Raw genomic sequence first — 14,014 nt, forward strand, 5'->3', positions numbered from 1 at the left:
TTTTTTTTAGCTATAACCGGCAAAAAAAAACACCTGCCGTAATGACAGGTGTAAAAAAACAGGTCGTAAGACAATTTGGCTGGTACCTGACTCAACGCAGTGCCCGGGTCGCCGTTAAGGTCAAATGACGATAGCGGCAGGTGGACAACAGGTACCGTAAAGGGCTCTGCATCATTCCCGGGTTTATGAAGCTTGCGCAAACATAAGAGGTGGAATGAGCATCTACGCTGCTTATGATGCACTAAGCGTGCCAGGTTGCCAATAAGTACCGTAATCGTTTTAATGTCATGATTAACAGCTGCATTCACTGCATCTTTGGTCGCAGATCCCTTTTCAGACAGCATTCCCTTACGCAATTTGATGCAGATTGTCGCTTACTGGCGACAGCCTAAGCATGGTTATGTAAAACCTTTACTTTACAATAATTTAATCGTCTCTGAACGGAGACAGCCTCAGGATAATAAACGACAAAAACAAAAAAACCCGCCGAAGCGGGTTTCTTGAAAGATGGTCGGCGAGAGAGGATTATTCCCCTGCGGGCCGTTGCTAAAGCAACGTTGTCTCGCTGCGCTCGGCTCAAACCTCCTTCGGAGGTTCTCATCCTCTGTGGGCTACAGAGACAAAAAAACCCGCCGAAGCGGGTTTCTTGAAAGATGGTCGGCGAGAGAGGATTCGAACCTCCGACCCACTGGTCCCAAACCAGTTGCGCTACCAAGCTGCGCTACTCGCCGAAAACTTTTTTAACTGCTGCTGCTCAAATCCACAGACTTGAAGCAAAAAACCCCGCCTTAGCGAGATTTCGAAAGATGGTCGGCGAGAGAGGATTCGAACCTCCGACCCACTGGTCCCAAACCAGTTGCGCTACCAAGCTGCGCTACTCGCCGAACGATACTGCTTTCTTTACTGCTTTCGATTTTGTGGTGCGAAGAGAGGGACTTGAACCCTCACGTCCGTTAAGACACTAACACCTGAAGCTAGCGCGTCTACCAATTCCGCCACCTTCGCATACCTGACAAAATCTGGGGTGGCTAATGGGACTCGAACCCACGACAACTGGAATCACAATCCAGGGCTCTACCAACTGAGCTATAGCCACCACCCCTACTGCTGTACTGCTTACTTCCTAACGCGGTAATACTACCACCGCAGCTCTTGCGCACAAACTTAATGGCGCGCCCGACAGGATTCGAACCTGAGACCTCTGCCTCCGGAGGGCAGCGCTCTATCCAGCTGAGCTACGGGCGCGTTGCGCCGTTGCGGATGGGCATATTACGGACTAGAGCCGATCCTGTCCAGGGCTTTTTTCACAAAAACCACTGTTTGCTTACGCTTTGTGCATTCTGTCTAAACTACGTACGTTTTAGGCTATTTTTGGCCGTTAATCCGTTGCTTTTGAATCACTGACGAGGTGGAAAAGGCAAAAATTAAAGATCGCCACGCCAGTGATAGCGCAGATATTTCAGCAGTTTTAGCTGACGACGTATCCGCGAAGGTTGCACAATCAGGCGGTAGAGCCATTCCAGCCCCATTTTTTGCCAGATGAGCGGCGCACGCCTGACATGGCCGGTAAAAACATCGTAGGTACCGCCTACGCCCATATAGAGCGCCTGCGGATACACCGCCTTACAATCACGCATCAATATCTCCTGACGCGGCGATCCCATCGCTACGGTGACAATCTTCGCGCCGCTGGCGGCGATGCGGGCAAACAGAGCGTCGCGATCGGCAGGCGCAAAATAACCATCCTGCGAACCAACAATGTTTACATTCCACTGCCGCCGCAGCTTATCTTCCGTTTGCGTGAGAATACCGGGCTTGCCGCCCACCAGGAAAACCGGCGTTCCTTCCCGCCCGGCGCGTTCCATCAGACCTTCCCACAGATCGGCTCCGGCAATACGCGAAACGTCGGCTTGCGGATACTTCTTGCGGATTGAGCGAACAATACTGATGCCGTCGGCATATTTGTATTCCGCCGCGTTAATCAGCTGGTGTATCTCCTGCTGGCTTTCAGCGGTCAGGACTTTCTCAGCATTGATTGCCACCAGAGTGCCTGTTTTCAGGCTATTTTCCTGCCACAGATAGTCAATAAAAGCCGACATATCGCGGAAACCCCACAGCGTAAAGCCACGGATTGCGTACTGAGGCACAGACGAAGGTGCGTCCATTATATAATCCTTAATCAGAGCAGCGGGCATTCAGTTCTGCGCCGGAAGAGAAACGGAGTTAGGGCGTGGACGAATCAGTCCAGCGCTATCCAGCAGCCAGTACAGCAATTTGGCGGCAATCACGGCCACCGCATAAACCAGGCAGAAGAACACCACGCGGGACACAAACGCATCCAGCCCTTCGCGGGCAAGCACGATCATATTGAACACCGCACCGAAGCAAAAACCTTGTAAAATCGCTGCTTTAAAGCGATTGGTCTCATTACGACCTTTCGCATAGAGCCAGTCGAACCATTTGATGATCATCCCCACCGCCACGGCACCCAACGGAATAAACCAGGCACCGCCCATTACCACCAGCGAACCTAACAGCGTCGGCGAGATAGCCAGCCCGGAATGGTTCTTCAGCACTTCCCAGGTAAAGTAGTTAGCGCTATTCAGCACGATGGAGGGGCGATCCGGCCACAACCAGCTGGGGATAAAGACGTAGAAATCACGCACGATGGGTGCCAGCCCCTGGAAATCAATTTTGTCGTAATTTTGCAGCAGCAGGCCAAGGTTTTCCCATGGCGAGAAGGTGTCGCGAGTCAGATAAAGGAAGGTGTAAAACGCTTCCGATCCGCTGACGTCAAGGTTATAGCGACGCAGCGCCAGCCAGAACATCCCGACCACACCCGCCACGCCTGCGGCTGCCAGCATCCACAGCGTTATCCAACCCCGAATAATGCCGATAAACAGGAACAGCGCAAAAGCGATAATGATATTGGCTCGGGTTCCGCCCACAATCGCGTAGGTCAGCAGGCCAAATGCTACGGTAGCGACCAAAAACAGCAGCCAGTTACGGAAAGTAGGCTGGAGAAAATAAACCACCAGCATCGCCGGGATGAAGAAGTAAAAGAAGCGCTTGAGCGCTACGCCCGAGACCTCCGCCGAGAAGATCTGGCTGTAGCTATGCAGCTTAAACAGCAGAAAACCGTTATGCAGGAAAAAGACCAGAACCGTGCCCAGCGCAATCAGCGCCAGAATGCCCCAGGTAAGATGTGCCTCCACCCGGTTAATGGTAAAAGCCTGACGATCCGGTCTGTTATCCACCGCCCGCAAACGGGTTTTATAGCTGACATAGTAAATGCCATAAAACCCGGTAGCGGCGAGCATTCCCTGTAACAAATACTCCGCAGGCACCACGGTTACGTTGAAACCGAACACCAGCAGGCTGGTCAGCGGGAAACCGAAATAGAAGGTCAGGAAAAACAGCAGCGAGAAAAAGACGTTAAAATTAAAACGTACGCGGCGAAACTCACGCCAGGTCAGCGTCAGGATCAATCCCAGCGAAAGCAGCCACACGACCAGCAGGCCAGCAAATTGCGAGAGCATCATGCCGCTTCTCCTTCTGCCAGAGCGAGCGCCTGTTTCCAGCCCGCCAGGTAAGCCGGCTCGAAGAACGCGATGGTCGATTTATCCAGCCCCATCATCTGTCGCCGGGCTTCTTCTATCACCTGGCGGTCAAGCGCATCACCCGCAAACAACACCGGTACCTGCTGTTCGGTTAAATCCTGCCAGAAAGGATTTTTTCGGTTAATAACAAAGGGGATATTGGCCTGAATCAACAGGCACAGCGTGCCAATCCCCTGCTGGCGTTCAAAAATGAAATAGCCCAGGTCGCATTCTGCCAGCAGTTGCAAATAGTCAGGGAAAGCGAGTTTTTCGCTCAGGATCGCCAGGCTTTCGGCAGGAAAGAGTGCTTCTCCCGCTTCGCGCACACGTTGAATATAAGCGCCGTTATTTTCCGGATAGCCCAGCGGCACGATCACTTTTACCTGCTGACCAAATTGCTGATGGATTTCCTGCAACGCCTGAATATGGCGGTTGCTGGCATCGCCAGAGTTGCCGACCAGGATCGTCAGGGTCTCGCTTTTAGCCGTCTGCGGCAGTTCGACCTGCGCCATACGCGTGGGGAAATAGAGCAGTGAGGCGGGTACCGAAGGGTGCCGCTGATGAAAATGCGCGATATCACCGCGCGTGGCAAACACGTGCCCCACCCTTTTTTGCGCCAGCCGACGCATGCTGTAAAACAGCCGGAATTTCAGCCCACCCGCCTGCTCATACAGATCGGCGCCCCAGATATGCCAGCAAAGCTGTGATGGCCGAATTTTGCCCAGCAGAATCGACAGCCACAGGCGAGGATTGAACTGACCATGCAGAAAGAATTTCGTCTGTCGGTCAGCCTGAGCGCGTTCCGTTACCGCCCGCGCAATCGCCTTCTTATTTGCAAACCAGCGAATCGCCAGCCGGTCAAATTCTGCCGAGGCAGGCGCTTCCCCGACAATCCAAAACTGCCGGGGGGCGGACGTGGGCAGCGTCCGGGCAATAACATCATTAAAAAATCGCAGCACGGTTTGGTTATGGTGTGCAATGGCCGAGCCGAGAACGTGAATCAGTGTTGTCATACTTGTCTACGATAAAGAAAGAATACGCCAGCGCAGAGCGCGAAATAGACGATATAGGTAGCCATATAGGCCTGTGCCGCGCCTGTCGCACCGTGCAAAGGGATCAGCCAGCGGGCAAATAGCGTCAGCAATATAAACTGCCCCAGCTCGGTCAACAGATAAAAACGCAGCGACGCTTTAGCAATCACCAGATAGCCAAAGACGTAGGAGCCAACTTTAAAGACATCGCCGGTGAGCTGCCAGATAAACAGGTCGCGCATGCCGGTAAACTTGCTGGAAAACAGCAGCCAGATAGCGACATCGCGCAGCAGCCAGACGGTTAAACTGACCGCCATTACTGCGGGCAGCACAAAGCGCAGCGAGCGAAATATTTCGCGCGAGATAGCCTGCCTGTCGGTCAGTTTCGACAGCGTGGGCAGCAAATAAACGCTAAACGATGCGGTGATGAACTGTAGATATGCATCTGAAATGCTGGTGACACCCTGCCATAATCCCACCTGCTCCCAGCCGTTGTGCTCCGCCAGCAGATTACGCATCATTATCCAGGCGACCGGTAGCGTGACGGACGTCATCAACGCCATCAGGGTAAATTTCCCCAGGTTGCGGGCGATATCGCTATGCCAGGCGGGCCTGAGGAAATGCAGCGGCAGATGCTCGCGTTTCGCCACTATTATTGCTGCCGGTATCACGACCAGTGCAGGCACCATCGCCATGCCAACCAGTGCGCCGCTGTAGCCGCCCAGCCAGAAACAAACAAACCACGCCGCCACGCCAGTCAGACTGCCGATAATCAGCGCCAGCGCATTGCCTCGCGCATCACGAAAGCCTTTGACGATCGCCAGCGCCAGGTTGGCCCAGGCAATACCCATCTGCAAAAAGGCAACTATGCGCACCACGTTTTGATAGTTGTCGTGGCCGAACAGGCCGATGCTGATGGGCTGCGCAAACAGCAGAAAAACGACGGCTAACAGGGTGGAAAACGCCAGCACCATCGCTGAAGCCGTCGCGGTAACAGCCTGTAGCCGCTCTGGTTGCTGCTGATATTCCGCCACATACTTGGTGACACCGTTAAAGATACCGGCACCGGCCAGTACGCCAAGGACGGTAATCAGCTGACGAAAATTGCCCGCCTGCCCCACGCCGCTCGGCCCAAACGAAACCGCCAGCATTTTGACCACCAGTAAACCGGCAGCGATTTTTACCAGTGTGGACGCTGCCGTCCACACCGAAGCTTTAGCCAGTGACATATCAGGAAAAGTAGCTCAGCAGAGAGTTAATGACCGTCTTCTGATTATTGTCAGAGAGGTTATAAAAAAGAGGCAGGCGCAGCAGACGCTCGCTTTCAAAACGGGTATAGCGGTCAGCGCCATGGAAGCGGCCAAAACGCTGCCCGGCTGGCGAAGAATGCAGAGGGATATAGTGGAAAACCGCCAGGATTTCCGCTTCCTTCAGCCAGTCGATCAGCGCCGAACGATCGTCGTTATCCCGCAGCTTGATGTAGAACATATGTGCATTGTGCTGGCAGGACGGCGGAATAGAAGGCAGCGTGATTCTGCCGCTGGCGGCAACCGGCTGCAATGCATCGTAGTAGTTTTGCCACAGCCGCAGGCGCTGCTCATTAATCCGGTTAGCCTCTTCCAGCTGCGCCCACAGGTACGCGGCCTGGAGATCCGCCATCAGATAGCTGGAGCCAATATCCCGCCAGGTGTATTTATCCACCTGCCCACGGAAAAACTGGCTGCGGTTGGTGCCTTTTTCACGAATGATTTCAGCGCGTTCAACCAGCGATGGATCGTTAATCAGCGTCGCGCCGCCTTCCCCGCCAGCGGTGTAGTTTTTGGTTTCGTGGAAGCTGAAACAGCCGATATGGCCGATGGTGCCCAGCGCTTTACCTTTATAAGTAGACATGACGCCCTGCGCCGCATCTTCAATGACAAACAGCTTATGCTTGTCTGCCAGCGCCATGATCGCGTCCATCTCACAGGCGACGCCCGCATAGTGAACCGGCACAATCGCCTTGGTTTTTTCGGTAATAGCGGCTTCGATCAGTGTTTCGTCCATATTCAGCGTATCGGGACGAATATCCACAAACACAATCGTCGCGCCGCGCAGCACAAAAGCATTGGCGGTCGACACGAAGGTGTAGCTTGGCATGATCACTTCATCGCCAGGCTGGATATCGATCAAAATGGCGGCCATTTCCAGCGAGGCGGTGCAGGATGGCGTTAGCAGGACTTTTTTACTGCCGAACTTATTTTCCATCCACTGCTGACAACGACGGGTAAACCCACCATCGCCGCACAGCTTGCCGCTTCCCATGGCCGACTGCATATATTCAAGCTCGGTTCCTACCACCGGCGGGGCATTAAACGGGATCATAGCGTTACCTGTAGAGCCAGTAAGCGGTGCGTTCGATTACGCCACCGCAACGAAGATAGAGCCGGAGCGCAGGCAGATTGCCCAGTTGTGTGGCAACGTGCAGGCGGCTCAGGCGGCGAGCGCGACACCAGTCAGAAGCCGCTTCAATCATGCGCTGTCCCACACCCAGGCCCTGGGCTTCCGGCAGCGTAGCCAGCAGGCCGATCCTGCCACTGCCGTCTGCCAGTTCACGCAGCGAGATAAACCCCTGAAGATCGCCCGTGTCGCTGACGGCGATCAGACACTGATGATCAAACGTCCCCAGCACGGCATTTTCAATCCACTGCGCGTAAAAGCGCGCGCTGTCGCCTGGCTGATACCAGGGTTCACGAAAACGGCTGTAAGCAAAAGCGCCGCTGGCAGCTTCACGCAGAGCGGGAATATGCTCTTTGCGGGCGATACGGATCCCTTCGGGCCTTCCGCCAGCGCCTGTTCCCAGCACAAAATCCGCTTCGCCTTCCACCAGTCGGAAGCCCAGCGAACTTAGCGCATCCAGCTCGGCCGTCTGCTGCGACAGCACTTTCACCTGCACAAGGTCATAGTCTTGTAACTGAGTCGTTTCAAGCGACACGCCGTTAGCAAGCGTCAGTAGCCCGCTGTTAAGGCCAAAGAAACTGTTTTCCCAGCTCAGCGGAGCGATTTGACCTTCAACGCCCAGCGGCGCTTTTTCCGCACTCACCGCCAGACACCTTTAGTATCCACCAGCCAGCGCGATTTCAAACGGGCAGTATCGACAGTTTTAAACTGCTGGTGATCCACCAGCATCACCAGCACATCAGCCTGCTCCAGTGCGGTCTCCAGTTCGACCAGCGTAGCGCGACCCGACAGTGCTTTTGGCAGTTGATGAATATTCGGTTCAACCAGCAGCGTTTCGCCCTGGTGCCAGTCGGCAATCATGCCAGCAACTTCCATCGCCGGGCTTTCGCGCAAATCGTCGATATTGGGCTTGAAGGCCAGCCCAAAACAGGCAATTTTCAGCTCACTGGCGCGTTTATCACTGGCGACCAGGCATTCGGCGAGTTTGTTTTTCACCTGTTCCAGCACCCAGTGTGGTTTGCCATCGTTAACTTCACGCGCGGTGCGGATCAGGCGAGCCTGAACCGGATTCTGCGCCACGATAAACCAGGGATCGACGGCGATGCAGTGACCGCCCACGCCCGGGCCCGGCTGCAAAATATTGACGCGAGGATGACGGTTCGCCAGGCTGATAAGCTCCCAGACGCTAATGCCCTGATCAGCACAAATCAGCGAAAGCTCGTTGGCAAAGGCAATGTTAACGTCGCGGAAACTGTTTTCCGTTAGCTTACACATCTCCGCAGTACGCGAGTTAGTGATTACACACTCTCCTTCAAGGAAGATGTTGTACAGCTCGCGGGCCATACGCGAGCAAAGCGGCGTCATGCCGCCGATCACCCGATCGTTTTTAATCAGCTCCACCATCACCTGCCCCGGCAAAACGCGTTCCGGGCAATAGGCGATGTGAATATCGGCTTCCTCACCGGCGTGCTGTGGGAAAGTCAGATCGGTACGCGCTATGGCCAGCCATTCGGCCATTTGCTCCGTTGCGCCAACTGGCGAGGTCGACTCCAGAATGACCAGGTCGCCCTTCTTTAATACGGGAGCAATAGATTCAGCCGCCGCTTTAACCCATGACAGATCGGGCTGGTGGTCATCTTTGAACGGCGTTGGCACCGCAATCAGAAAGGCATCTGCCGGTTCGGGCTGCGTGGTGGCACGCAGATAACCCTGCTCAACCGCCTTCTTTACCACAAGATCAAGATCCGGCTCGACAATGTGGATTTCGCCGCGGTTAATGGTGTCGACCGCCTGCGGGTTAATATCCACGCCAATCACAGATTTTTGCCGGGAGGCAAAAGCCGCAGCGGTAGGCAGGCCAATATAGCCCAGCCCGATAACAGAAATGGTATTGAAAATCATAGCGAAACCCGATTATTTTTAAGTGCCTGCACAATGCGTTCGCAGGCCAGGCCGTCCCCATAGGGGTTGTGGGCACGGCTCATGGATTGATAAGCGTCTTCATCGGTCAGCAGGCGAGTCACCTCACTGACGATTTTTTGGATGTCTGTGCCAACGAGTTTGACCGTTCCCGCTTCCACCGCTTCCGGGCGCTCAGTTGTTTCACGCATCACCAGCACCGGTTTGCCCAGTGAAGGCGCTTCTTCCTGAATGCCGCCAGAATCGGTGAGGATTAGCCAGGAGCGATCCATCAGCCAGACAAACGGCAGATATTCCTGAGGTTCAATCAGCACGACATTATCGATATCGCTGAGGATACGGTTTACCGGCTCGCTGACGTTAGGATTGAGATGAACCGGGTAAACAATCTGCGCTTCAGGATGCGTACGGGCGATTTCCGCCAGCGCGCTGCAAATGCGTTCAAACCCGTCACCAAAACTTTCCCGCCGATGCCCCGTCACCAGGATCAGTTTTTTCTGCGGATCGAGGAACGGGTAACGCGACGCAAGACCGTTGCGTAACGCATCATCACTCAACACGCGATCTCGTACCCAAAACAGCGCATCGATAACAGTATTGCCGGTGACGAACATGCGAACATCACGCAAATTCTCACGCAGCAGGTTTTGCCGCGCCGTCTCCGTCGGAGTGAAGTGCCACGAAGCCAGATGTCCCGTTAACGTGCGGTTAGCTTCTTCCGGCCATGGGGAATAGAGATCGCCGGTGCGCAGACCCGCCTCCACATGCCCGACAGGAATACGGTGATAAAAGGCCGCAAGACTGGCGGCGAAAGTGGTTGTCGTATCACCATGGACCAGCACGACATCCGGGGTGAACTCCGCAAAAACGGCTTTCAGCCCTTCAAGGATACGGCTGGTGATTTCGGTCAGTCCCTGGCCTGGGCGCATGATATTGAGATCGTAATCCGGAACAATAGCGAACAGTTGCAGTACCTGATCCAGCATCTCGCGATGCTGCGCGGTAACGCACAGGCGCGCTTCTATCTCGCTATCCTGAGCGAGTGCATGAACCAGCGGCGCCATCTTTATTGCTTCCGGGCGCGTGCCAAAAACAGTTAGTACTTTCACTGTTACTTTCTTTCCTTCGTCTGTTTGGTTACGGCCTGTGCGCTTACTGACGCGGTCGGCGTACCAGTGCAATCCCTGCGCCAGCTAATGCCCCCACAGCGCCCCACATGATCATTAAAAACAGGCGACGAGGACTGTCGCGCTTAACGGGTTCTTCTGGCGTGCGCAAATAGCGCCATGTCTGAAACGTTTTGCTCAGCTGCGGCCCAACGTTAAGGGTGTTGAGCATTGCTTTATTTTGATCATAGTCCAGATCAAAATTCGGCCCGGAAGCCTGCAAGTTCTCCAAACGCGCCTGGAGTAAAGCACGGCCAAGTAAGAACAGTTCTGAATCTGGCAGCTGTTCAGAAGGCGTGCTGGTTTTCGCCTGCTCAAACCCCTGCTGCTGAGCAATCTTCAGCGCCTGCTGCACGCTGTGAACCTGGCGGCCGTAAATCGCGCTGGCAACCGCCTCCTGACGTTTCACCTGTGCTTTAAGCTGCACGGTACGGGCCATCCATGCACCGCTTAACTCTGCGTTCAGATGGGAAGCTGCACGCTGGTTGGCAAACGCAACATACTGACGCAGCAGCGTGTTCGCTTCCGGCGCGGTTTCAGCAATCAGTTTTACGCTGTCGTTAAGATTTTTTGCCGCCTCGGCAGGTTGAAATTGAATATTGTTAATCAGCTCATCCAGCAACGCGGCGTCATCACGGGCACTGCCAGTCTGACGCGTTTTGTAATACCCCGTCCGTAGCCAGAATTCACGGCGGGTATCGTAGGAAGCAAGCTGCATAATAAATTCCTGATACGCCTCGTCCGCGACGGATGGCGGCGTCACCGCGACATTGCTGGCGCGTACGTCCAGGTTGTCCAGGAACTGCTGTTGAGAATAGTAACTTCCCAGCATATTCACTGCCGGGCGGTCAGTTACCGCTGTCGTACTCCATTTTGGCGTTATCAGCAGCGAACCGAGCCATGCCAGCACGGCAAAAAGCAGCGCGCTACCCACAATCCAGCCTTTCCCCCGCCATAAAGTGCAGCAAAGTCCGCGAATATCCAGTTCGTTATCTGCAACGTCAGGATGCGTCATACGTCATATTCCTTGTCATCAGGGTAAAATCAGAGAAAACGTCACGTTACTGTGCTTTACGCAGCCTTCTTTTTAATCGTTTTAACAACCGCGCCACGCGCCACGCGCGCTTAATGCAGTAGCCGTAAAGCATAAAGGCCAGCAGAAACAACACCAGCATCATCCAGTCCGGGACAAAGCTTAATGATTCGCCCAGTACGCCCACGCCAGCCAGCAGTGCGGCGGCCAGCGTAATCAGAAAACAGGCCTGCCGGGAGGTGAAGCCAGCCCGCATAATCAGATGATGGATATGCTGTCGGTCGGCAGAAAAAGGGCTCATTCCTTTACTGAGACGGCGATACATGATGGCGACCATGTCCATCAGCGGAATCGCGATCAGCCAAAGCGCGGTCACAGGCGTGATGGGATGAGAGGGCCCCTGCGTGGCTTCAAGCAGGATCCAGATAATGGTAAAACCTATCAGCGTACTACCAGCATCACCCATAAAGACTTTATAGCGACGGCCAAATACGCCAAGGTTCAGCAAAATATACGGCACGATAGCGGCGATCATCGCAAAACACCACATCGCCAGACTTTGCTGCCCGTCAATCAGCAGGATAATGCCCATTGCCATAAAGGTAACGCAGGAGAGACCGCCCAACAGGCCATCAATACCGTCTACCATGTTAAATGCGTTAATTGCAGCCCAGACGGCAAACAGCGTCAGCACATAACCAAACGGTCCAACAATCAGCTCCCATGGCCCAAAAATGTAACCAAGGCTGAGCAGATAGAGTTTGCCCATCGTCATCATAACGACAGCAATGCCGGCCTGAACGCAGGCGCGAATTTTGACACTGATATCAAAACGGTCGTCCAGCGCGCCCACCAGCACCAGTAAGCCGGCGCAGCTCAGGTAGAGCAGACTGTGAGGAATATAGTAATCGGTATAGGTAAAACCAAAGCAGATGCCAGCAAAAACGGAGATGCCGCCCACCAGGGGGATAACGCCCTGATGACGCTTACGGTAGTTAGGTTTATCCACTAAACCTACTCGTTTGGCTGCTTTACGGGCGAAAAAAAGAAAACCCAGTGAAAACACAAATATTAAAGCAAGCTCAGTACTCATATTGAGTAAATTCACATTAACCAGCTCTCTGCTAAGAATCACGGATTACTAGCAATTTCTATGCCATTAAGTACCGTCGATTCTGATGTCCATTGTGCTTCAGCGCAAAAATTGAGCGTTGTTACTGAATTTTAGCCTGAATTACACCTTTATTTAATTCTCCAGTGACCTCATCGTATAACCCATAAATAAAAAACGCCACGTCTGAGCGTGGCGTTCCCCGAGTTTTCTTACTTTTCCCGCCTCTGGCCCCTTTTTTGTTCAAAAGAAGCCAAAAGAAAAGGTTGATACGCTCAACCCTTCTCTTCTCAGCAGAAGAAACGACTTACGATCGTTTCATCATATCGAAGAACTCATCGTTCGTTTTGGTCATTGCCAGCTTATTGATGAGGAATTCCATGGCGTCGATTTCACCCATTGGATGGATAATTTTACGCAGGATCCACATCTTCTGTAGCTCTTCAGAGCTGGTAAGCAGCTCTTCTTTACGCGTACCAGAACGGTTGTAGTCGATAGCCGGGAACACACGCTTCTCGGCGATTTTACGCGCCAGATGCAGTTCCATGTTACCTGTACCTTTAAATTCTTCGTAGATCACTTCGTCCATCTTCGAACCGGTATCAACCAGCGCGGTCGCGATGATGGTCAGGCTTCCGCCCTCTTCCACGTTACGTGCAGCACCAAAGAAACGCTTTGGACGATGCAGGGCGTTGGCATCCACACCACCGGTCAACACTTTACCGGAAGCCGGAACGACGGTGTTATAAGCACGCGCCAGACGGGTAATGGAGTCCAGCAGGATGATAACGTCTTTTTTATGCTCAACCAGGCGCTTGGCTTTCTCGATCACCATTTCAGCAACCTGCACGTGGCGGGAAGCAGGCTCATCGAAGGTAGAAGCGATAACTTCGCCTTTCACCAGACGCTGCATCTCGGTCACTTCTTCCGGACGTTCGTCGATCAGCAGAACCATCAGGACGCAGTCAGGATGGTTGTAAGCGATGCTCTGCGCAATATTTTGCAGCAGCATGGTTTTACCGGCTTTTGGCGGCGCCACGATCAGTCCACGCTGGCCACGACCAATTGGGGAAGCCAGGTCCAAAACGCGCGCGGTCAAGTCTTCGGTAGAACCGTTACCACGTTCCATACGCAGACGAGAGTTTGCGTGCAGCGGGGTTAAGTTTTCGAACAGGATTTTGCTACGGGCGTTTTCCGGCTTGTCATAGTTAACTTCGTTAACTTTCAGCAGGGCGAAATAACGCTCACCTTCTTTCGGCGGACGGATCTTGCCGGAAATGGTGTCACCAGTGCGGAGGTTAAAACGGCGGATTTGGCTGGGAGAAACGTAGATATCATCGGGACCGGCGAGGTAGGAGCTGTCTCCAGAACGGAGGAAACCAAATCCGTCCTGCAATATCTCCAGCACGCCATCGCCGAAGATATCTTCGCCGCTTTTCGCATGTTGCTTGAGGATGGCGAAAATGATGTCCTGTTTGCGCATGCGCGCCAGGTTTTCCAGCCCCATATTTTCGCCGAGACTAATCAGGTCAGAAACCGGCGTATTTTTTAATTCGGTAAGATTCATAGTGGTGGGTTCTTAAACTCGGGGTAAATCTCGAAATGTTTGTCGTCAATGGTATGGCGAAAAATCCATGCCTGTTAATGGCTCTCTTGTCAGTGTCCGCTCGGTGATCACGTGCAGGAAAACGCAAATCTGAAACGGGGGGACGGTAAGG

The 14,014-nt window shown here is 53.7% G+C and carries 11 protein-coding genes, 5 tRNA genes and 1 other RNA gene; all 17 read right to left on the minus strand.

Annotated features, from left to right (window positions below; translation table 11 throughout):
- Positions 1 to 508: 508 nt before the first annotated feature.
- The 17 genes from AAGQ96_RS20650 to rho all read right to left on the minus strand — a co-directional run bounded on the left by AAGQ96_RS20650 (position 509) and on the right by rho (position 13,863).
- Positions 509 to 622, minus strand: a non-coding RNA gene (locus tag AAGQ96_RS20650) — RtT sRNA.
- 32 nt (positions 623 to 654) lie between these two features.
- Positions 655 to 731: transfer RNA gene (locus tag AAGQ96_RS20655), tRNA-Pro, on the minus strand.
- A gap of 76 nt (positions 732 to 807) precedes the next feature.
- Positions 808 to 884, minus strand: a tRNA-Pro gene (locus AAGQ96_RS20660).
- Between the two features lie 34 nt (positions 885 to 918).
- Positions 919 to 1,005 (minus strand) — tRNA-Leu (locus AAGQ96_RS20665).
- A 15-nt stretch (positions 1,006 to 1,020) separates the two neighbouring features.
- Positions 1,021 to 1,096, minus strand: a tRNA-His gene (locus tag AAGQ96_RS20670).
- Positions 1,097 to 1,168: 72 nt separating this feature from the next.
- Positions 1,169 to 1,245 (minus strand) — tRNA-Arg (locus AAGQ96_RS20675).
- A 179-nt stretch (positions 1,246 to 1,424) separates the two neighbouring features.
- Entirely contained in the window at positions 1,425 to 2,165 is a 741-nt protein-coding gene (gene wecG / locus AAGQ96_RS20680) for a lipopolysaccharide N-acetylmannosaminouronosyltransferase (RefSeq protein ID WP_342754452.1), read from the minus strand.
- A 30-nt stretch (positions 2,166 to 2,195) separates the two neighbouring features.
- Complete coding sequence (wzyE, locus tag AAGQ96_RS20685) at positions 2,196 to 3,542, minus strand: ECA oligosaccharide polymerase (RefSeq protein ID WP_342754453.1); 1,347 nt, start codon at positions 3,540 to 3,542, stop codon at positions 2,196 to 2,198.
- Positions 3,539 to 4,612, minus strand: a complete 1,074-nt coding sequence (locus AAGQ96_RS20690) for a TDP-N-acetylfucosamine:lipid II N-acetylfucosaminyltransferase (RefSeq protein WP_147200274.1) — start codon at positions 4,610 to 4,612, stop codon at positions 3,539 to 3,541. The genes wzyE and AAGQ96_RS20690 overlap by 4 nt, the downstream gene beginning before the upstream one ends.
- Entirely contained in the window at positions 4,609 to 5,859 is a 1,251-nt protein-coding gene (gene wzxE, locus AAGQ96_RS20695) for a lipid III flippase WzxE (protein WP_147200275.1), read from the minus strand. The genes AAGQ96_RS20690 and wzxE overlap by 4 nt, the downstream gene beginning before the upstream one ends.
- Position 5,860: 1 nt before the next feature.
- Entirely contained in the window at positions 5,861 to 6,991 is a 1,131-nt protein-coding gene (gene rffA, locus AAGQ96_RS20700; RefSeq protein WP_342754454.1) for a dTDP-4-amino-4,6-dideoxygalactose transaminase, read from the minus strand.
- Positions 6,992 to 6,995: 4 nt separating this feature from the next.
- Positions 6,996 to 7,688 (minus strand): dTDP-4-amino-4,6-dideoxy-D-galactose acyltransferase, encoded by a 693-nt coding sequence (rffC, locus tag AAGQ96_RS20705; RefSeq protein ID WP_147200701.1) that lies wholly within the window; start codon positions 7,686 to 7,688, stop codon positions 6,996 to 6,998.
- A 17-nt stretch (positions 7,689 to 7,705) separates the two neighbouring features.
- Positions 7,706 to 8,968, minus strand: a complete 1,263-nt coding sequence (gene wecC, locus AAGQ96_RS20710; RefSeq protein WP_342754455.1) for a UDP-N-acetyl-D-mannosamine dehydrogenase — start codon at positions 8,966 to 8,968, stop codon at positions 7,706 to 7,708.
- Positions 8,965 to 10,095 (minus strand): UDP-N-acetylglucosamine 2-epimerase (non-hydrolyzing), encoded by a 1,131-nt coding sequence (gene wecB / locus AAGQ96_RS20715; protein ID WP_147200278.1) that lies wholly within the window; start codon positions 10,093 to 10,095, stop codon positions 8,965 to 8,967. Before wecB ends, wecC begins: the two co-directional genes overlap by 4 nt.
- A gap of 43 nt (positions 10,096 to 10,138) precedes the next feature.
- Complete coding sequence (wzzE, locus tag AAGQ96_RS20720) at positions 10,139 to 11,167, minus strand: ECA polysaccharide chain length modulation protein (protein WP_147200279.1); 1,029 nt, start codon at positions 11,165 to 11,167, stop codon at positions 10,139 to 10,141.
- Between the two features lie 46 nt (positions 11,168 to 11,213).
- A complete protein-coding gene (wecA, locus tag AAGQ96_RS20725) occupies positions 11,214 to 12,293 on the minus strand; it encodes a UDP-N-acetylglucosamine--undecaprenyl-phosphate N-acetylglucosaminephosphotransferase (protein ID WP_147200280.1) in 1,080 nt (359 codons plus the stop codon).
- Positions 12,294 to 12,603: 310 nt separating this feature from the next.
- Positions 12,604 to 13,863 (minus strand): transcription termination factor Rho, encoded by a 1,260-nt coding sequence (rho, locus tag AAGQ96_RS20730; RefSeq protein ID WP_147200281.1) that lies wholly within the window; start codon positions 13,861 to 13,863, stop codon positions 12,604 to 12,606.
- Between the last annotated feature and the right edge of the window lie 151 nt (positions 13,864 to 14,014).

This window comes from Pantoea sp. MBD-2R, assembly GCF_039134845.1.
Taxonomy (GTDB): Bacteria; Pseudomonadota; Gammaproteobacteria; order Enterobacterales; family Enterobacteriaceae; genus Erwinia.

Excerpts from the sequence above, each read along its gene's own strand:
- wecG (WP_342754452.1), bottom strand. The coding sequence starts at position 2,165 with ATGGACGCACCTTCGTCTGTGCCTCAGTACGCAATCCGTGGCTTTACG.
- wzyE (WP_342754453.1), bottom strand. The coding sequence starts at position 3,542 with ATGATGCTCTCGCAATTTGCTGGCCTGCTGGTCGTGTGGCTGCTTTCG.
- AAGQ96_RS20690 (WP_147200274.1), bottom strand. The coding sequence starts at position 4,612 with ATGACAACACTGATTCACGTTCTCGGCTCGGCCATTGCACACCATAAC.
- wzxE (WP_147200275.1), bottom strand. The coding sequence starts at position 5,859 with ATGTCACTGGCTAAAGCTTCGGTGTGGACGGCAGCGTCCACACTGGTA.
- rffA (WP_342754454.1), bottom strand. The coding sequence starts at position 6,991 with ATGATCCCGTTTAATGCCCCGCCGGTGGTAGGAACCGAGCTTGAATAT.
- wecC (WP_342754455.1), bottom strand. The coding sequence starts at position 8,968 with ATGATTTTCAATACCATTTCTGTTATCGGGCTGGGCTATATTGGCCTG.
- wzzE (WP_147200279.1), bottom strand. The coding sequence starts at position 11,167 with ATGACGCATCCTGACGTTGCAGATAACGAACTGGATATTCGCGGACTT.
- rho (WP_147200281.1), bottom strand. The coding sequence starts at position 13,863 with ATGAATCTTACCGAATTAAAAAATACGCCGGTTTCTGACCTGATTAGT.